This window comes from Microcoleus sp. AT3-A2, from assembly GCF_036705685.1.
Taxonomy (GTDB): domain Bacteria; phylum Cyanobacteriota; class Cyanobacteriia; order Cyanobacteriales; family Microcoleaceae; genus Microcoleus.
Genome location: NZ_JAUBVF010000086.1, coordinates 1 through 19,281 on the forward strand (window position 1 = coordinate 1; position 19,281 = coordinate 19,281).

17 protein-coding genes and 1 pseudogene are annotated in these 19,281 nt (G+C 43.1%); 1 reads left to right on the forward strand and 17 read right to left on the reverse strand.

From position 1 onward, the window contains the following. Positions 1-409 precede the first annotated feature (409 nt). Complete coding sequence (locus QUB37_RS27325; RefSeq protein ID WP_333168172.1) at positions 410-1,348, forward strand: class I SAM-dependent methyltransferase; 939 nt, start codon at positions 410-412, stop codon at positions 1,346-1,348. 474 nt (positions 1,349-1,822) lie between these two features. On the opposite strand, the gene QUB37_RS27330 is transcribed toward QUB37_RS27325, so the two are convergent. From QUB37_RS27330 to QUB37_RS27410, 17 genes and pseudogenes are all read right to left on the reverse strand, one after another. Continuing rightward, positions 1,823-2,668 carry a WecB/TagA/CpsF family glycosyltransferase gene (locus QUB37_RS27330; protein ID WP_333168173.1) on the reverse strand — a complete coding sequence of 282 codons (846 nt, stop codon included), beginning with the start codon at positions 2,666-2,668 and terminating at the stop codon, positions 1,823-1,825. A 78-nt stretch (positions 2,669-2,746) separates the two neighbouring features. After that, entirely contained in the window at positions 2,747-3,829 is a 1,083-nt protein-coding gene (locus tag QUB37_RS27335; RefSeq protein WP_333168175.1) for an NAD-dependent epimerase/dehydratase family protein, read from the reverse strand. A 59-nt stretch (positions 3,830-3,888) separates the two neighbouring features. Further along, positions 3,889-5,118, reverse strand: coding sequence for a glycosyltransferase (locus QUB37_RS27340; protein ID WP_333168177.1), 1,230 nt, complete (start codon positions 5,116-5,118; stop codon positions 3,889-3,891). Between the two features lie 104 nt (positions 5,119-5,222). Continuing rightward, positions 5,223-6,374: a glycosyltransferase gene (locus QUB37_RS27345; RefSeq protein WP_333168179.1), complete on the reverse strand. Its 1,152-nt coding sequence runs from the start codon at positions 6,372-6,374 to the stop codon at positions 5,223-5,225. A gap of 24 nt (positions 6,375-6,398) precedes the next feature. Further along, positions 6,399-7,184 carry an FkbM family methyltransferase gene (locus QUB37_RS27350; RefSeq protein WP_333168181.1) on the reverse strand — a complete coding sequence of 262 codons (786 nt, stop codon included), beginning with the start codon at positions 7,182-7,184 and terminating at the stop codon, positions 6,399-6,401. A 141-nt stretch (positions 7,185-7,325) separates the two neighbouring features. Beyond that, entirely contained in the window at positions 7,326-8,186 is an 861-nt protein-coding gene (locus QUB37_RS27355) for a glycosyltransferase family 2 protein (RefSeq protein WP_333168183.1), read from the reverse strand. 281 nt (positions 8,187-8,467) lie between these two features. Further along, positions 8,468-9,521, reverse strand: a pseudogene (locus tag QUB37_RS27360) (transposase). A gap of 270 nt (positions 9,522-9,791) precedes the next feature. Next, positions 9,792-11,054: a glycosyltransferase family 4 protein gene (locus QUB37_RS27365; RefSeq protein WP_333168184.1), complete on the reverse strand. Its 1,263-nt coding sequence runs from the start codon at positions 11,052-11,054 to the stop codon at positions 9,792-9,794. 32 nt (positions 11,055-11,086) lie between these two features. Then, positions 11,087-12,019 (reverse strand): glycosyltransferase family 2 protein, encoded by a 933-nt coding sequence (locus tag QUB37_RS27370; RefSeq protein ID WP_333168186.1) that lies wholly within the window; start codon positions 12,017-12,019, stop codon positions 11,087-11,089. 162 nt (positions 12,020-12,181) lie between these two features. Next, entirely contained in the window at positions 12,182-13,159 is a 978-nt protein-coding gene (locus tag QUB37_RS27375) for a glycosyltransferase family 2 protein (RefSeq protein ID WP_333168188.1), read from the reverse strand. 341 nt (positions 13,160-13,500) lie between these two features. Continuing rightward, the gene (locus QUB37_RS27380; protein WP_333168191.1) at positions 13,501-14,715 is read right to left on the reverse strand and encodes a hypothetical protein; all 1,215 of its coding nucleotides are present in this window, start codon (positions 14,713-14,715) and stop codon (positions 13,501-13,503) included. After that, complete coding sequence (locus QUB37_RS27385) at positions 14,712-16,049, reverse strand: flippase (protein WP_333168193.1); 1,338 nt, start codon at positions 16,047-16,049, stop codon at positions 14,712-14,714. The genes QUB37_RS27380 and QUB37_RS27385 overlap by 4 nt, the downstream gene beginning before the upstream one ends. Before the next feature lie 426 nt (positions 16,050-16,475). Next, a complete protein-coding gene (locus QUB37_RS27390; RefSeq protein ID WP_333168194.1) occupies positions 16,476-16,691 on the reverse strand; it encodes a hypothetical protein in 216 nt (71 codons plus the stop codon). Positions 16,692-16,790: 99 nt separating this feature from the next. After that, entirely contained in the window at positions 16,791-16,940 is a 150-nt protein-coding gene (locus tag QUB37_RS27395) for an oligosaccharide flippase family protein (RefSeq protein WP_333168201.1), read from the reverse strand. A 15-nt stretch (positions 16,941-16,955) separates the two neighbouring features. Next, positions 16,956-17,258 carry a hypothetical protein gene (locus QUB37_RS27400; RefSeq protein ID WP_333168195.1) on the reverse strand — a complete coding sequence of 101 codons (303 nt, stop codon included), beginning with the start codon at positions 17,256-17,258 and terminating at the stop codon, positions 16,956-16,958. A gap of 111 nt (positions 17,259-17,369) precedes the next feature. Further along, the gene (locus QUB37_RS27405; protein ID WP_333168197.1) at positions 17,370-17,609 is read right to left on the reverse strand and encodes a hypothetical protein; all 240 of its coding nucleotides are present in this window, start codon (positions 17,607-17,609) and stop codon (positions 17,370-17,372) included. Positions 17,610-17,728: 119 nt separating this feature from the next. Further along, positions 17,729-19,147, reverse strand: coding sequence for an O-antigen ligase family protein (locus QUB37_RS27410; RefSeq protein WP_333168199.1), 1,419 nt, complete (start codon positions 19,145-19,147; stop codon positions 17,729-17,731). Positions 19,148-19,281: the final 134 nt, after the last annotated feature.

Sequence of the window (19,281 nt, forward strand, 5' to 3'; positions counted from 1 at the left end):
ACTTCTCTGCCTTATTGCGTAAGCATTGGTTGCCGAAGGCATCGCATCCCTCTTTAAAAACTGTCCGGAGTATTGATACTTAAATTATTGACAATAGAAAAACTTACTCACCGCCCGCTCGCGGAAGGTGTAGCTTTTTATCAAAAGTGACAAAGCCAGCTAAATGCGTTAACTTAAATTCGATGTTACCAGAAAACCACGCCTCAGTAATTGTATTCCCAAAACTTCATAAGTTTTAGGCATTCATCTCCTGTATTGAGGAGCACACAATTATCACTGGCACATAACGTATCGGAGTAATCCAAAATCAGTGGTTATTAGTACATCAAGTTCCTAAGTAACGAAAATCAAAATGCAAAGTCAAACGTGCTTAAGCCCTACCGTCGTCTGCCCGATATCGGGACAGAGTATGAAACCGTGGCTATTCATACCCGGTGACTGGCGCAGACCTCTAAACCAAGAGTCATTTCAATTGTACTGGTGCGAAAAGTCACAACTTGGACGCATTCATCCTCTACCCGAACTCAACAAAATCGCCAGCTTCTACGAAATTGATGAGTATTATACTCATCATATAGACTTTACAAGCTTCATATCTGCCTCTTCTACTTCCTTCTTCGATAAATTGCGTACCCATCTAGCTTGGCGTTTCGATCGCGGAGTAGATGTCACAAGTAAATGGTGGAAGCAACAGTTCGGGACTGCTTCCTCCTCGATCTTAGAAATTGGTTGCGCCAATGGGCACCTGCTGCAAGAACTGCAAGCAGAGGGTCACAAAGTCTGGGGCGTAGAACCCGATCAACAAGCTTTAGTTTTGGCCCAGCAGCGAGGTCTTAATGTATTTTCTGGTACTGCTGAATCTTTGCCCCCGGAAGTCCAGTCTAGACAGTACGACATAATTGTGATGAACCACGTACTCGAACATACCAGAGATCCTTTACTTGCACTCCGCAATGCCATACAGTTGCTCGTGGATGGCGGCAAGTTGGTGATGGAAGTACCAAATAACTCTTGTATTGGGCTGAAGTTATCAGGGATTGCATGGATACATCTAGATGTACCAAGGCATTTGTATTTCTTCACACCGCAGAGCTTTCGCGCTATCTGTGAAAAAGTAGGATTTGAGATAATTGCTACCCAGTTTAATGGCTACTATCGCCAATTTGACAACCCTTGGATCAATGATGAAAGAAAAATTTTCAGTGTGTTCGATTCAATGGCATCTCATCAGATAGTCAAGCCCAAGGAAAACAGTAAAGTCCAAGCTTGGAAGCTACTGCTGAAAACAATTTTTGCTGGTGATGAAAACAAGTACGATTCGATCCGGATTGTGGCACAAAAGCCATAGCAATATCGAGGTAATGGCAATAAACTTTTGGTTTGATTATCAAGTTTGGTTACACACTCACCATACTTTTGCGCTCCCCTGCGATTATCGCCCCTGCCAAGATTACAGTCAAACCAAATGCGACTATTGACCCAGCCATGCACCTGACTAGATCAAGACTGACGCACAAACTTTGTATGTAAGGTGTGCAGTCCCCAGCTTACCACATAGATAATGTAAAAATTGTTTTCTGGCGTAATATCGTTTCCGATGGCATCGGCATAATATATTCGGATCGTCTCAGTGGGAGCTTAAGAACTCGCTACCCAAATCGCGAGCTCTTAGGCTCCCACTATAATTCCGATGTCACGGGATTTAATAGAAGTTTTCTTGAATATACGATCGCAGTTGCACCTCAAAACGATTAGTTACGATGGGTTTGCTTTTTTACTTTTTACTTTTGAGCACCCATAATTCACAAGAAACTTTTAAATTTCAACCATATAATACTTCTTCTACAGGCGGCGTGGCGTCTGTGGGGTCGAACTGTTTGATTTTTAAAGCTTGTAGCAAAAACAGCCAGATATAAAGCGGATTCAAAAAAACATACCGCTGCCAAAGGCGCCGAGGTTCCTTAATCATCCGAAACAGCCATTCCAAACCTATTTTAGATAAAAAGTCAGGAGATTTAGCCAAATTACCCGCATGAAAATCGTAAGCAGCACCTACAGCAATCAACGGCATTGATAAGTCATCCCGGTATTCGTAAGCCCAGACTTCTTGTCGCGGGCACCCTAAACCGACAAAAGTAATTGCTGCACCGCTGTTGCGAATTTGCTGTGCAATTTCTTCTTTCTCTTGGGGCGAAACCTGCCTAAATTTAGAAGGCTGAGTTCCAGCAATAATTAACTTGGGAAAACGCTGGCAGAGATTGCGAGATAAAGCTTCCAGTACAGAAGCTTGAGAGCCGTACAAATAGATAGGTAATCCTTCTTCTGCCGCACGTTCGCAGATTTGTAACATCGCATTCGGCCCGCAAACTCGATCGGGCAATTCCGTATGGTATAGCCAATTTAATGCCCACCTGACGGGCTGTCCGTCTGGCAATACTAAGTCAATGTGATTAATCCGATAACGATGAGTGCTGTCGAGAACCCCAGTCATTACCCCGTGAACCGCTAGGGCAGAAACTGACATTGGTTTTCCGGCGCTGGCTGCCGCAATAATTTTGCTAACCGCCGCTTCATAATTAACGGCATTTACTAATATGCCCAGTACATTCTTTTTCCCTTTATCAATCATGGAGCACCTCTTTAAGTCAACGCTCGCAGTTACACTCATAAATCTCCCCTAAGATTTGTTTAACTTTATATTCTTCACTCGTTTACCGAAATTCCCAGCACATTCTTTTTGCCCCACTCAATCATTGGAATCCTCTTTCAGCCAACGCTCGCGGTTACATTCATAAATCTCCTGTAGGATTTGTTTAACGTTATATTTCATTTTCCAGTTGGGATAGTGACTGGAAAATTTTGAATTGTCGCTAATCCACCAAATGTGATCGCCAATGCGATTCCCTTCAGCATAAGTCCAATTAAATTTGCGTTCCGCAATTGCCTCGCACATCTGGATCGCTTCTAACATCGAACAATTGCTGTACCTGCCTCCTCCTGTATTATAAACTTGGGCGCTTCGGGGAGCTTTATAAAATTCATAAAATGCCGAAATTAAATCTGCGCTATGAATGTTATCGCGAACTTGCTTGCCTTTGTAGCCAAACACCGTGTAAGGAGTTCCTGTGACAGCACACTTCATCAAGTAGGCTAGGAAGCCGTGCAATTGAGCTCCTGAGTGATTTGGACCTGTCAAACAGCCACCGCGAAAACAAGCGGTGTTCATATTAAAATATCGACCGTATTCTTGAACTAAAACGTCAGCAGCTACCTTAGAAGCACCAAACAAACTGTGCAGGCACTGATCGATTGACATATCTTCCCGAATGCCACCTTCGTAAGTATGCCCGGGTTCAATTTCCCACCTGTGTTCTAATTCAATTAAAGGCAAACTGTTAGGCGTATCGCCGTATACTTTATTGGTAGAAGTGAAAATGAAAACTGCTTTAGGACAGTAAAGACGAGTTACTTCCAGAAGATTGAGCGTGCCGTTGGCATTGACGGTAAAGTCTATTTTCGGAGCACGGGAAGCCCAATCATGGCTGGGCTGGGCTGCTGTGTGAATTACTAATTCGATCGACTCGCCGTACCGCTGAAAGATATTGGTAATCGCTTCATAGTCGCGAATGTCCACATCTAAGTGATAATACTTGGTACCCAAGGACTTTTCGAGCAGTTGGCGGTTCCAGTTTGTAGAACCATCAGCACCAAAAAAGAACTGGCGCATATTATTGTCGATCCCAACTATATCTAAGCCTTGTTTGGCAAAGAACTGACACGCCTCAGAGCCAATTAAACCCGCCGAGCCAGTAATGATTGCAACGCCCACGTTTCACCGCCTGAAAAAATATAGTTTTCTTTGTTTTGTCCGATCAAACAAATCAGAAGTTATCCTGATTTTCCATGGAATACATCTTCGCACAATTGGGCAAAGAATAGCCCTTTAACATCCCAATCATAGATTTCCCTGACGCGCGTTTGACCCGATCGACCCAAGCGATCTCGCAATTCACGATCTTGCGCTAAAGACACTATAGCTTCTGCTAGACCTTGCACCGTGCGATCGGGATCAGTAGCAGCAACTTTAATTCCCGTTTGCTCCGTCACTTGAGTAGCCGGTCCCCCCAAATCCAAACAAATCGTGGGACGACCAACCCCCATCATTTCCGTGCACACAAAACCACCAGAGTCATGCAAACTCGGATGGAGGAGAACGTGAGACTCCCCCATTTTAGAAAGAGTTTCAGTGCGAGATAAAGTTCCCCAAAAAAATACTTTATTTGCCAGTCCCAATTCTGTTGCCAAAGCTTCCAAACGCTGCCTTTCCGGGCCGTCTCCGACAATCCAGTATTCCGATTGTTCCAGCTTCGCCTCCGCAAATGCACGGAGTCCTAAGTGCACCCCTTTCCAATGTAAGAGACGACCAACACTGATGAATCTAATTGGTTGCTCCGGCGGGGTAGGAAATTGCTTTAGTTCTTGAATTTCCTGCTGCGATAAACCGACTTGCGAGAAAATCTTCACGTTTTTTGCTTTGAGAAATCGCAGTCTGGCAGCAGTTTCTTCCGTAGTTGCCAGCGCAACGGCACTGTGGCGCGCCGTCAGACCCACAAACGGATCGCGTTCTCCTACGCTTTGAGCCAATGCCCGCAGCGTTTCGTAAATTTTGCCCCGGCGGCTAAAATCTTGCCAAAAAGGCTTTGGTGCTGCTTCTGCACCCCCCACAGGCCCCCAAATAAAAGGATGCGGCAACAGCGCCAGGAAACTTGGAGACCAATGTTTGACATAAGTTACATGGTGTACTATGTCAAAACCGATTTCGCGATCGAGCTTTCGAGCGATAAAATAAGCCCAGATTTGCCACAAATAGTAGTGAAGTTGCAGCAACCCTTGTCTTCCCTTCCAATCTTCGCTCCACCCGAACGGATCGAAATAAACAAAGTGCAGGTTGGGTACAGGATTGCGTTCTAGTTCTGCTTCAATGTACGATCGACAAAACGTGCGAGTAAACACCCAACTTTCGTGATGTTTAGCAGATTGGATAACAGTATTCCATCCTACTCCCTCTTCTGATCCCAGATTAGGTTCGCAAGCAAACGCAGATAATAAAACTTTCATTTCTAATTTGTAATTGCTAATTTTTTCCTATTCCCTATTCCCTATTCCATCCATCTATTAAATCTCTTACAAAATCGGTTACAAAATCCGTTGCCGAACTTCCTTCACCTATTCTCTCTCACAAAAGATGTAACTTCCACGTAAGCTTTAGCTGCTGTTTCCGGAGTTTTTTGAGAAATTATCTGTCGTGAACGCTCTCCCATCGACTCAATTAAATCAGGATTATCTATAAAAATTTGCATTTTCTCCGCTAACTCTTTAGCACTGCTAGGATCGAAAATATAACCGTTCTCGCCTGACACAATTAACTCGCAGGAAGCTGCACCATTAGAACACAATACCGGTTTCCCAAACACCATGGCTTCGGGTACCACCATTCCCCAGACATCCTCAAAAGTAGGAAATACAAAAACATCAGCTTGCTGAAAATAAGAACCCAAACTTCCATATTCCACCCATCCCGCCCAGAGCACCTGCTCTTCAAAATGGCGCTCTTTAATAAAAGCTTCCAGTTCTTCCCGCTGATCTCCCTTGCCAATAATTAACAGCGAATAATCAACATAACCTTGATTTTTAAGAATAGCGCAAGCTTCTAAAAGCGTTTTAATTCCCTTTCTCGCCGTGATGCGCCCTACATACATAAAAATCGGGCGTTTTAACTGCAAGTTTGGGGGCTGAGTTTGATCTAATCGTTTCAGCAAAGCTCCCGCATCAGGTACGAGATAGGTTCGGGTAAAAATTTTATCCTCCGGTACGTTGAGAACTTCCATCAGATATTTTTTACCCGCATTGCTATTGGCGACAAAAGCATCGGCAAACCGCACAAGGATGCGGCGCACAAATGTCCTAAAACTGGAATCTCGAAAGTCTGTATTGGGGGAACTACCATCGTAAATAATGGCAATTTTCCACCTCAGTAGCGGTTTTAAAAACGCAACAATTACAGTCCACAAAGAGAAAGCTTGGGGAAAGACCACATGAGGTCTAAATTTTAGCAAATAGCCGATAATACTAGGCGATACTACAATGAATCCGCGATCGTACCCTGTTTCTATCTTTTCCGTCTCGACAAATTTAGTCTCTCCTACCAACTTAACTGCTGATGCTCCCGGCATTGTCGGATCGAACCCCGACCAAACGCGACCTGTGTAGAAAACAGTATTTTTAAATACTTTTGTAAATTCTCTCAATACTGGCTGCCAATATGCACCCAATTCTACTTCGGGAACCAGCCAAGCGACGCGCAAATCATCCATGTAATGTTTACCTCGATTTCGTTTTTAAGCTTTAGGAATTGCGATGATATTCCCTTCCTGCGGAGCGCTTACGCTTTGCAGCTCTCCCGTATCTTTAACAGTAAAAAACTCGTAACCCAAGTTTTTCAGAAAATTCCAGGCTCCGGCATCGGAGAGCTTGAATCTGTCAATTGCTTTTTCGTTAATTTCAAATAGCACTGTCGGCCGCATTTTGCTAAACAGCGACTTCGCACCCTGCAATACGTATTCTTCTGCACCTTCTACGTCCATTTTGAGGAAATCTACACCTTCGATTCCTTCGCGGTTCAGAACGCCATCTATAGTAGTGGTAGCTACTTCTTCGTAGGTCGTATTTTCGCTGCCATCGCCTCCTAGTGAATAACTGTTGGGAGCGTTGTCAATGTGGTAGAATTTAGCTGTTCCTTCTGTATCTGAAAGAGCTGATTTAAAGACTTTTACTTGAGTCAAATTGTTGAGTTTTACGTTGCGATCGAGATTTTGATAACTCTCTTCTCCCGGCTCGAAGGAAAGAACTTTCCCCGCATCTCCTACTAATTTAGCTGCTAAAACCGTATAAATTCCCGTGTTGGCTCCCGCGTCTACAAATACCGAACCAGGAGAGAGGGATCGCTCTAAATAATACAGTTCCGGCTCATAATCTTCGCGCAGTACAAAAATGCCGGTCGAGCCGGCTTGTTTGAACTTAGCAGGCAAGAAAAAACGGCACTTCCACTTGGGAATTTCCACAGTCGCCGGAATCCCCAACTGACAAAGCACGGCCCAATATATCGTGCGAAAAATAGCTGTCAAAGGAGCTTTTTTAAAAGCTCTGTGATTTCTTAGATAGTTCCATTTTGTTGTGAAATAACTGGAATTTGATTGCATGATTGTCAGTTGTTATAGTTGGTTAAATCCGTCCGCCACCCTGCATTCTTCAAGCAAGAAAATCTTTCACCCTCCTTTTAATTTAGCAACGAAAGACATCCAAATCAACCTGCGGTATGGCAACAGCCAATATATCGGCCACAGCAAACCCCCGTACCGCTGACTGTAAACTTTCCATTCTTCTAGAGGTTGAAGCGTTACATCTTGCAGCGCTAAACCTTTGGGTTGGCTAACTTTTTGCAGTTGGTTGCTTAAAGGCTGAGCGGGCGTTTCTGTAGGTTTGGGATTGAGAGGGCAAGTGCCGATATAACCGGGAGCGATCCAAACATTACATCCTTGCTGTTTGGCCCGCCACCCGTAGTCATAGTCGGCTGCATAGTGAATGAAAGCCGGGTCTAAATTGCCGACGGCTCGAACTACTTCTTTAGGAATTAAAACAAAATTCCCGTTCATAGTATCGCAAGGCTGCGGGCGATCGCTCGGTTCTACCGCTCTCAAATAAATCGGGTGCCACCACCTGCTCTGCACCATTCCTCCGTAAGTGAAAACACCAGTATCCGGATCGCAAGTAGAGCCGGCAACGATCGCCTTTTTTTCTCCTTGTTCAAATAACTCGCGACTGGTTGCCAGCAGCGTATTTAAAGCCTCTGGAGCCAGTACCGTATCGTCGTTGAGCCAGAGGTAGTAATCCGGGTCGTCTTTCATGGCTTCGCTGAAAGCTATCCGCATTCCTCCATTCCAAAATAAATTGCCATCTCCCGAAAAAAGCTTGACTTGAGGATATTTTTGCTGTACTCCTTCGGACGTGCCATCAGTGCTGCCATCATCTACCAGATAAACGCTGAGTGCAATTTCACTTGTTAATGTTTGCTTAAACAGCGACTCTAGAGTGACTAACGTCTTTAACTTGCGGTTGTGACAAGTCATCAGGACTGCTATACTGGTGTACTCCATTTATCTAAAAGATTGGGCTGACGAGTAAAAACTTGTCCTCGGACGATCGACAATGCCGATCGACTTCGAGTCCTATCCAATTATTAACTTAACTTGACCACACTATCAAGAGATTTAATGAGAAATTTATTTATTTTAAAACCGGGCTACCATCAGAATCGTTACCAACTGTATTCTTCATCACTCAGTGCCCCGCTATATTCACTCATAAACCCAATTTGCTAATTTATTTGGTGATTTCCCTATAGCGTTTCTCATAAAGATGAGGTACAATAACAGCAGTGAGTAAACCAATTCCTCATATCGGATAATGTAACTTGATTGAAGGCAAACTCTATCGCTTTTGCTAATTCTCGGTAATTAGTCGTCTTGATAGAACGGAGAATGTTTTTGAGTTTTGACCATAAATGTTCAATTGGTGAGAAGTCGGGCGAATATGGTGATAAGTATATTATTTTTGCCCCTTGACTTTTGATGGCTTTTTCTATTTCTTCGCTTGTGTGAATAGTACAATTGTCCATCACTACACAAGCACCTTTCCAGAGTTTTGGTACGAGCTTTCGGATGATAAAAGCCTCAAATGTAATTGTATCAGTTGTACCTATTAAGTTGACTGATGTTAGGACTTCATTGACTGATATATAGCCTTTCTCAGATAGATGAGGTATGTAATAAGGCTTGAAAGTCCCGCTATTCAGGGAATCTCGGGTACCTCATCTTTTTAAGAAAGGCTATAGCTCCAATTATTGAGACATTTTTCCCCCGTTTATTTGGTTTTTGTCCCCGATCCCTTGAACCTTTTAGAGAACGAGCATATAACCTAACCATTGCCAAGTTGACGCCTAATTCATCAATGAATATTAAGTCTTTCAAACAAACTTCTCGGACTTCTTGCCAGAACTCATATCGCAGGCCCTGAACTCGGGAGCGTACCTTTCGCGCTCGGAAAGAGAGTTTTTTTTTAAGTCATGTTTAAGAGTTTTGCCATTCTTCCCATCGTTGCCACGCTGATGGTAAAACCAATTTTCTGGTACAGTAAATAACGGAGTTCTTCGAGAGTTGCATCATTATTTTCTTCAATCAATTCGGCTAAAATCAGTAGTTGTTCTGCATTGAGTTTCAATTTGACTCCGCATCGCTCAGTTCGAGGATCAATGTTTTGGGTCTCACGATACTGCTTGCTTAACCAATTTTTGGACGAAACTCCGAGGCTCCACAAAAACGGTTAGCTATTGCTCTTTGTGACAGCGGTTCATTATGGTACACCTCCATAATTTTTTGTCTAAAATCAATCGAATAAGTTTTCATTTTTACTAATGTGTGATACTTACTAAAATCCTTGATATTTGTCATTCGAGTGACTGCTGTGGGTCGAGCTACTGTTCCCTCGCGCTCCATTTAATTAGAACTGCATAACATTTTGGGGTTCTATATTTTTCACTCCGTTCAAGTCAGTTATATCATACCTCATCTTTCTGATAAATGCTATACTTGGCACCAATCGTAATTGCGTCAACTATTGTTGTATAAATCAGCACCTCGCCTTCTCAGCAAATATACCAGTCATCCTGGCTTTCTTCAATAAACACCATTAGCTGGCAAGCAGACTTCTTCATAGAGTTTTTTGTACTCGCGAGCTTGCACCTCTAATGTAAATTTCTCTTCAACTTTCCGGCGAGCGCTGCGACAGAGTTTTTGGTGCCTTTCGGGATCTTCTAAAACCCAAGCAATCCCTCGCGCTAAGTCTTCACTGTCATAAGGTTGAGCTAAATAGCCATTTGAGCAGTGTTCGATCAGATCGGGCATTCCCCCAATATTAAACGCGGCGCTGGGAATACCACAAGCAAAGGCTTCCATCACTGTATTTGGCAAATTATCTATCACCGAAGGGGCGACGAAAATATCTGCTGCTGCATAAACAGTTGCTAGGGAAATATCATCTGCGAGTTTCCCCAAATAGTGAGTTTTAAAACCAAGTTCTATCGGATTTTCTGGTTGAGAAGAGCCAAAAACCAACAACTCTATCCGATCTTTCCAGCCGGATTTACTGAGGCTTTGTAAAGCGAGTACAAGCAAGTTAAATCCTTTCCAGCGATCGCCCGTTCCACCTGCACCTCCAAAGAGTACAATTTGTTTATCTTTAGGTAAATTCAGGATTTCTCGCGCCCATTGACTATTGATAGGTTTGTACTTTTGAATATCGATGCCGTTAGGAATTACCTCAACTCGATAATCTTTGAACAAAGAACTAGAACTAGCGCATTTAGCCAACCAAGCACTAGGGCTAACCAGAGTTAGGTCAATATTTTTCCAAGCTTTAGCTTTCCGCTGCCACACCCACCGCGACAGATCTGACTCTTTGGTGCTGTGCAGTTGCGGGCAGCTACCGCAAGATTTAGTGTAGCGATCGCACTCTTCGCTGTAGTGGCATCCACCTGTAAAAGGCCACATATCGTGGAGCGTCCAGACTAGGGGTGTATTAAACTTCGGAACACTTTCTACTTGCATATAACCCCCACAAACCCAGTGCAGGTTAATAATATCTGGTTTAATTTTGGCCACTTGAGCCGCCAGGGAGTCCGGCAGCCATTCCGGAGAAAATATACCGCGATTTCTCTCAGGGTAAAGTCGCAATGGCGAGTTTGATATAGTTGAAATAATCTTATCAAACTTATTCCCAATACCATTCTGTGAGCATATGACCTTCGGAGCGCCACTTTTCTTATTTTTCACCAGCATTTGCGAAGACACGCCAATCCCCTGCAAACCTTGGTGCAGTCTATAAGCGGCGCGGGCTGCACCGCCTTCAGTATCAGAACTATTGAGAAGTACAACCTTCATTTCCCGCCTATCCTCTAGAGTTATCTCGGATTTTACTTGTTTTTTTTCAACAGTTTATGGATTTTGTTTTGCACTTTCTTCAGCAGCGGCGGATCGTAATCAAACAAAGTATTTTGAGTAAAATTATCGGCTTGCGTATCCCTAATTGCAAAAGGCGGGTGTTTCAGCGGAAATGTTAGAGCTTCTCCAGGTATATTACTGTAAGGACTGTTAACATCATTCGTGTTAGTTGCTGTCGTACCGTGTCCGATGTTAGAAACTAAATTGACATTCGCCAGAATATTCATACCATTTTGAATAAAGCTAGCAAAAGTGAACTGGAAATCCCAAGCATCTAATTTTCCCTCATAACAAAGCTGAAAGGTCTTTGTCCAAACCTTTGCAGCGTGCGAGTCTCCCAATACATCCTCCAAAAAATTACCATCGCGAATTTCGGGCCACAGCTTCATATCAAAATCGTAGTCTTGCCAAACTCGCCTCCAAGTGGCCCAACCCCAGCCGTGATTGTAGCGAGAAAAGTAGTAGCTGTAATCAGTTCTTTTTCGCCCGAACTGAACATTTTGACCGGAGATTGACATAATTCGCCGATCGTCTCGGTAGCGATCGAGCAATTCCTCAGCGAAACGGAAAAATGTAGGATGAGGCAGACAGTCATCCTCAAGAATAATTGCCTCTTCAACCGTCTCAAACACCCAATTTATACCGCTAGAAACCCGCCGCTTACAGCCGATGTTTACGTCAGCGTAATTTTTCAAAACTTCGCAGTCCCAATCTACTCGGTCAATAATCGCACGAGCCCGAGCGCAATCTTGGTCTTCCCCCGGTCTATCTGCACGGGGCCCGTCAGCCACTACTAACAGTTTCTGCGGCTTTACTTTGCGAATTTCTGCAAAGACCCTTTCAGTTTCTTCGGGGCGTTTAAAAATAATAAATGCAACGGGGGTTTGGATTTGGTAATTGGACATTTCTTAAACTCTACTTATAGATTTGGTAATTTGACTTATGTCTACCAGAGCCTTATATAGCAATCCTAAATCATTTGTGAATTTCTTACTCCCGAGCGAGCGGGTTCGGGGACGGTTGGGGTGGGGTAAAAAATTTACGACTCCTGCAAGGATTGCTATAATTTAGTTTTTATTGGGGGTATTGATTAATTGCTGGTTAGCGACATCTATCCTATTTTGTAGCTCGCCACTGCTAATAATCGAGCCATAGGCATCGTAAAATCTTTTGCCATTAATAATTGATTGTTTTTTCACCCTTTCACTATTAAAAATTCTCATGCCGCCAGTACCAACATATCTCACAAATGGGCAGGAATATAATCCTACCTGGTATCCCGCTAACCAAGCTCTCACACTCACCTCGTCGTCGTCTAACTGAAAAGGAGCGTAATCTTGATTAATACCTCCTATTTCCAAAAACTGCTTTTTTCTCAAAAATGTTGGGGCTCTATTCACAGAGGTAGTAAACATAAATGGTAGACCAGATTTCCCTTCTATGTAGTGAGGTGTGGCATAAATCCTGTGCTTAAAAAGTCCAGGCCAACTCCCTATGTCTCCCATCCTACTATAGTTTGGTTCTTGATTCGGAATCACTGGGTCGGGAATTAAGTAATCTACACCTTCTCTACCACCTAATATTAGTAAATCTGGTAAAGCTTCAAACAAAGTGAGTGCTTGCTCTACCCAACCATTATTGTCGGGAGGGATATCATCATCTTGAAGCAAACAAACAAATTCGCCTTTCGCCATCCTGATCGCTCGATCGTAGGTTCTCACCTCGAACAAGTCATTACAGCGCAGGAGAAAGTCATTGCGCCTGTTAAGGTATTTCATCCAGTCTTCGTAAGAACCATCGCTCGAGCCATCATCAATAACTATCAGTTCTTCAGCAGAGGTTAACCTGATTGCATTGATGATACTCTTAATATTAGGTCTTTTATTGAAAAATTGTACAATGACTGAAAGTTTGGGGCTGCCTGTGTAAATTGAGCTTGGTTCGGAAGTTTGAGAAATGGCAACTTTTTCCTGTATTTTTTCCTCGTGCCTCTGATTAGCTAATTGTAACCATTTCCGAACCAATTTTGCTTTGAGAGACTCCATCGCTTCTCCTCCGGAAAATTTTACTGTAAAACTTTTAGCATGGGTAATTGATCACGCATCTGAATAGCACTTTGTTAGGGCTGGAAAATTTTGTAGTACAGGACGCGGTTTAGAAAATTAAATCCCTGTTAGCTTCAATACTTCGGACAGTTTTTGATTGCCAACCGTAGAATAAGGGTTTCAAGGCTCCAAGGCAAGTTCGCTACCAACGGAAAATCGAGGGTTTCAGACGGCGAACTAAAAACTTTCCGGACTATTGTTAGCTTAACTATACCAGAAAAAGGTAAAGTTGACAATCTCAATCCACAAGCGTACCTTAAGATTTATTCACTTCCTCTTATCTACTCTTCTCCAGCAACTAAATCAACAACATCAGCAGTCATTTCCGATTTAAACTCACAGTAACTCAGCATCATCCAAGCAGCGATGTTGGCTAGCACTGAAATACTCATCTGAACTGGCAGAAATCGATACCGGAAAGTAGCCAGCCGGGGATCAGTTTCTTGGTAAAGGATGTCTTGAGCAAAGTTACCCCACCGCTCCTCTATCAAATCAAGAGTCATGCCGGCATGGCCAGAAGGCAGCAGCATATTAGATCCATGCAAACCAATTACTAGACGGCTCGTCGCGTAAACTTTACACATTTCTATTTCCGTTTTAGCATCAAACTTATCAACTCTATGGTCTTCAATCCATTCAGGAAATTTACTTGTTTTGCCTAGACCTACAACAGCAAATTTGGCTTCAGGAAGCCGCTCACGCATTTTTTCAAATAACCTCCGCACTTTCCAATTTTGGAGGGCGATTCCCAGATACAACATTTTGACTTTTCTGATAATTCGGAAAAGTAAACTGTTGCACCATATCCGATCTTCACGCCAGACAAAACTGATTTTAAATTCTTTTTGCTCAAAATCATGTTTGGGAACTCTAGTAAATCTTGTGATGTCGAATTGGCTTGGATGGGAATGTGCTTTACTTATATAAATTTCATCATAACGGCGAAATTGTTCGGCAACAAACTTTTCAAAGCTGGGATAATAGCATGAACCTTTATTTAGGGATATATTGACTGTCCATACTTCTGATACTCCCTCGGGAACCATCCATCTTAGAAACTTTGGTACTATGACGACTAAGCCACAATCGAAATCAGAATCTAAATGCCTTTGGGCATTCAGCAGCTTTAACAAGCAGTGTCCATAAAGATAATCAATACAGTTTAAGACGATGATACGCGGACACTCCCGGAAAACCTCTTTCTGAATTTCTAGCTCTTCCTTTTCGGGATTTTGGAGAGCTTTTAAAAGGGGTTTAACAAACCATTCTTTATTGTGTTCGTGAGACCAAATTACTTTTTTTGCTAAATCAATTTGGTAGGGATTATGAACCGAGTGAGCCACTCTCAACCCTTCGATGAATTCGCAATTGCAGTCACTGCACTTAGAAATTACACAAGTTTGCATTCCCGGCCAGAATACCCTGATCGGCGTGAGTGGCTGACCCGAATAGGGGCAATTAGATTTATGCTGAATGTTGGGTTTAATTTGAATCATTTTATTAATCCTCTGATTCTACAAGCTGCCTGGTATAAGTTAAGAGAACGCCCGATCAATCGTCCAAAAGGTCGCAATTCCTTAATTAAGAAATTGACTAAAATAATCACGTAAAAATAAGTAATTAGAGTAGCCGCAGTAGCACCAAAAGCTCCATACTTAGGAATGAGCCACCAGTTTAACCCCACATTTAAAATCGAGCCTATTACAGTCAAGTAAAGACTGTAGCGCAACTGACCCTCGATCGTAAAATAGGTGTTCCGCGCTACTCCAAAGTTACTCCCAAATTGCGCCCAAACATAGATTGCGAGTACCGCTGCTGACTTAGCATACTTTTCACCGTAAAGCACGTGGACTATCCACGGAGAAAGTAAGGAAATCGGGATTGCCACTCCCAACCATAAAATCATCATCGTATCACAATAAACTTGAAATTTATTTAGATATTCTGCATAATTTCTCTCTCTCAAATTCGCTAATTTGGGAAAAATAGAGGAAGATATTATCATCGGCAAGAAATCGCAGATTTCCGCTATTTTAACAGCGGCCGCATAATATCCCAGTTCAGCATTTTTATTCATCGCACCCAGCATAAGCTGATCGGTTTTCGAGTACAAATAAACAGCCAGTCCAGACAAAACTATCGGCCAACTCTCCCGCAGCAGTTCCTTGCCCCGGGTCCAACTGAATTGCCAATCCTGAATTCTATTTCCTGTAATGCGATAAAAATATACATAAGCTATTCCTACGATCGCCACCTCTGCCAATCTCATCAAGGCGAAGGCAAGCAGCGGCGCCTTAATCAACACCAATCCAATTCTGACTCCGGCAACCAAAAAACATACCGAATTCTTCGCCAGCACTGTATATTTTGACTGCACTTGGGACTGGAACCAAAAATTGATCGCCTCAAAAGCCTGAAAGATAGTTCCGGCGGCGATGATGCCCACCAGCCAGCGAGTCAGGCTGTCGTCAGGTTTGGATAGCGAAATCACCGCGACAGTTAACAACAGAGTGATGCAGCCGCCAGTAAATTGCAGCCCGAAGGCAGTCCCCAGGGTTTCGTTTTTGCATTCTGGGTTGCGAGCGATATCGCGGATGATGATGCTGCCCAAGCCCATGGTCGCTACCGAACTAAAGACCGACACAAAGGCGATCGCGTAGTTGAGCAAGCCAAATTGAACCGGTCCCAGATAGCGGGCCACCCAAAGGCCTACCACCAAACCCAAACCCATTTGCAAAATTTGGTCAGTGAACAACCACGCCAGATTCGCGAGTACCTGACGGAGACCTGGCCCGAGTTTTTGACTGGCCGCAGTTAGCTTCTCTAACATCAGAAAGTTTTGAGTCCTTATAATAAATAAATATGTTTTTTGAGCCATCAAGAAGGAATTAACGACCAGGCTTCTTATGATATAAGATCATAAGTTTTACCCCTAATTAAACATTTCTAGAAAAACTTCTCGCTGTTCTGGCTGAGAATTTTTTCAGTGGTTTGAGTAGCTTGCCAACATCGGAAGCATGCGATCGGTACGGGAGGTTTGGTTGAATTTAAATGACCCGATCGCTCCGAGCAGCCGAGAAGCTGCTTTGTATAAATTCAACGAGCCAAGAATTAAACTTCCGAAAAGTTTTAATTCTTTTATTATGTAAAAATTTACTAAAATACTTACATAAGAATAAGTTATTAAACTTGCCACTGTTGCTCCCAAGGCTCCCTATTGAGGAATCAGTAAAGAGTTCAATACTATATTAAAAGTTCAGCCTGCTACCCTCAAGTAAAGACTGTATCGCAGTTGACCTTCGATAGCAAAATAGGTATTTATAGCTATCCGGAAGTTGCTGCCAAATTGAGCCCAGACGTAGATTGATAGCACCCTGGCTGAAGCTGCATATTGGTCGCCGTAAAGAGTCTGGACGATGAAACGAGCTAGCAGAGAAATTGGCAGTGCCACTCCCAACCACAAAAATAACATAGTATGCGAGTAAATCTGAAACTTTTTTAGATATTCGGCATAATTTGTTTCTCTTAACTGTGCCAGTTTGGGCTAAATATAAAAACCGATAATCAGTGGTCAGAAATCGCAAATTTCCGACAGTTTAACTGCCGCTGCGTAATATCCTAACTCAGTTTTATCTACAGAACCGAGCATAATCATATCGATTTTGGCATAGAGGAAAATCGCCAAGCTAGACAGCACTAGCGGCCCGCTTTCCCGAAGCAGTTGTTTGGCTCGCTGCTAACTGACTCGCCACAATTTGAAATTATTGCCCCTGCTTTGATAGACAAGTGCGATCGCCAATCCCGCCAAAGCCACCTCTGCCAAAGTCACCCAAGCAAAAGCAATCACCAATGCTTGGACAAGAATCAATCCGATGCGGATTCCTGCAACCACTAAAGATACGGAGTTTTTAGCAACAGCGGTATACTGAGATTGAACTTGGGACTGAAACCAAAAGTTTATTGTTTCAAAGGATTGAAACATAGTTCCGGCTGCGACGATCCCCACCAACCAGAGAGTTAAACTGTCCTTGGGATTCACTAGCGCAATCGCTGTCACCGCCAGCAGTAAAGTAATGATTCCTCCTGCCAGTTGTAGAATAAAAGCAGTCCCTAGAGTCTCTTCCTGGCATTCGGGATCGCGAGCAATATCTCACACCACAAGAGTATCCAATCCCATCGTTGCCGCGGAAGCAAACAGCGACACAAGGTCGATCGCGTAATTGAGCAAGCGAAATTGTGTCGGCCCGAGATAGCTCGCCACCCACACTCCGACCAACAAACCCACACCCATCGGCAAAATTTGGTCAGTCAGCCGCCAAACCAGATTGCCAATTAACAAACCCATGCCGGCGCCTAGCTTTTGACTTAGCGCAGTTAGCTTATCTAACATCAGGAAGTTTTGAGTCTTTATCAGAAATAAATATACTTTTCGAGCCCTGGGAAATTCATTAAAAACCAGGCTGATTAATATAGTATATCATAGTTCTACCGATTTTTAACTTCTGCAAATTAATGGGGATTCAATCTGGATTCAGATGGGGACGGCAAATCCCGTCCGTAAATGCGGCGGTTGCTGGACGGAGATTTGCTACTATCGATACAGAGTCTAACTGTTAATAACACGTAAGCAAGCCAAGCATCCCCCATCTCAGCTAAAAAGCTTTCAGTAAGGTTATTCATTATTATAAACACCAAGTAAATAATCGGTATTCCCGATTGAGATAGCGGGCTGCGGCTCAGTTGTCGCACTGCCAAAATTAGATTAGTAAACAGGGATGCTAAAATTAAGACAAGTCCCGGATAACCGAAAGATAGCAATATTGCTATACCACCGTTGTGAGCATTTTGTGGGTTAAATCCACTGGCAGTATATATGAAATAAGCTGGAGTTTGCTCGCCAAGTTTGTCTTGCTGAAAAAAGCCATCTAATCCATAGCCAAACCAAGGGCGCTGATTCGCCGCCTCGATCAATTGTGGCCAAAACTCTGTCCGCCCTGTCAAGGTCAAATCTTTCCCCAATCCACCGACAACAATAGACTCTAAATTGTCTATGATATAAACGCTGCTAATAATACCCAAGACCGTAAAGACGACAATACAAGTAAAAGACCATTGAAACTTTAACCTGCTCAAAAAACTTAAAGATGACACTACAACTATGAGCATAAAACTATTAACTAGACACCCCCCCGAGCCACTAGCTCTCACTAAATAAAAGGAAAACAACATGAACCCCAGAGCTATCCAGCGTTCTTTCTGAGTTTTAGCACTTTGGGAATAGTGCAGATACCAAAGTGCTGTACTCACAACCATGAGGCTGCCGAAAGTATTTTTATGATTGAGAATTCCGTGAAATCCTTTTCCCACATTCGGGTGCAGCAAAACACTAACTATACCGATGGAGGTATAGCCCCACCGCAGTAAGGGAGATAATTCTGGCCACTCATATCGCGCACCCAGATAAAAACTAAAAAGCGTAAAACCTGTAAATCCTATCCCGGCTTTTAGCGTGATCTCGGGAACTAGGGACCACAGCGTCGATGTTATTGGCAGCAAACAATACACCGAAAAGCTAGGATTTCTCAAAACCAAAAATGATAAGGCTTCGACAAATTGATTTTTGAAAAAACTAATAAATCTCCCTGACAACACCAATATTACCCAGGGATAAAGAACCCAGGGAATTTGAGAAATATTACTGCCATCGGTAGAAGCCAGATTGATAAAATGTAGGTAGTTAAACGGAACCAGGGTGAGCCGGGGAGATACGAATATGTAAAAAAGAGCAAACCATTTTTCCCCGAGCAAACCTAATTTTTTGTTAGCCGCTAACTGAAAAATCACAATCGTGCTAATCACTGCCACAGAGACCAATAAAGCCAGCAATAAATTATTGCCGAAAATTAACTCCCTAATCATTCTGGCCATAAATTTCTACCCTTTTTAAGAAAAATATTAATTGAGCAGCCGGCTAACTCCACCAAGCTGGGGGGGTGACAAAGAGGTCTACGAGATAGACTGTATAAGGGTTGCAGCCCGCATACCTTGTTGATAAAAGCGGC

Excerpts from the sequence above, each read along its gene's own strand:
- QUB37_RS27330 (WP_333168173.1), bottom strand. The coding sequence starts at position 2,668 with ATGAGTGTAACTGCGAGCGTTGACTTAAAGAGGTGCTCCATGATTGAT.
- QUB37_RS27345 (WP_333168179.1), bottom strand. The coding sequence starts at position 6,374 with ATGGATGATTTGCGCGTCGCTTGGCTGGTTCCCGAAGTAGAATTGGGT.
- QUB37_RS27325 (WP_333168172.1), top strand. The coding sequence starts at position 410 with ATGAAACCGTGGCTATTCATACCCGGTGACTGGCGCAGACCTCTAAAC.
- QUB37_RS27410 (WP_333168199.1), bottom strand. The coding sequence starts at position 19,147 with ATGGCCAGAATGATTAGGGAGTTAATTTTCGGCAATAATTTATTGCTG.
- QUB37_RS27405 (WP_333168197.1), bottom strand. The coding sequence starts at position 17,609 with ATGTTAGATAAGCTAACTGCGCTAAGTCAAAAGCTAGGCGCCGGCATG.
- QUB37_RS27370 (WP_333168186.1), bottom strand. The coding sequence starts at position 12,019 with ATGTCCAATTACCAAATCCAAACCCCCGTTGCATTTATTATTTTTAAA.
- QUB37_RS27355 (WP_333168183.1), bottom strand. The coding sequence starts at position 8,186 with ATGACTTGTCACAACCGCAAGTTAAAGACGTTAGTCACTCTAGAGTCG.
- QUB37_RS27380 (WP_333168191.1), bottom strand. The coding sequence starts at position 14,715 with ATGATTCAAATTAAACCCAACATTCAGCATAAATCTAATTGCCCCTAT.
- QUB37_RS27340 (WP_333168177.1), bottom strand. The coding sequence starts at position 5,118 with ATGAAAGTTTTATTATCTGCGTTTGCTTGCGAACCTAATCTGGGATCA.
- QUB37_RS27365 (WP_333168184.1), bottom strand. The coding sequence starts at position 11,054 with ATGAAGGTTGTACTTCTCAATAGTTCTGATACTGAAGGCGGTGCAGCC.
- QUB37_RS27385 (WP_333168193.1), bottom strand. The coding sequence starts at position 16,049 with ATGTTAGAGAAGCTAACTGCGGCCAGTCAAAAACTCGGGCCAGGTCTC.
- QUB37_RS27375 (WP_333168188.1), bottom strand. The coding sequence starts at position 13,159 with ATGGAGTCTCTCAAAGCAAAATTGGTTCGGAAATGGTTACAATTAGCT.
- QUB37_RS27390 (WP_333168194.1), bottom strand. The coding sequence starts at position 16,691 with ATGTTATTTTTGTGGTTGGGAGTGGCACTGCCAATTTCTCTGCTAGCT.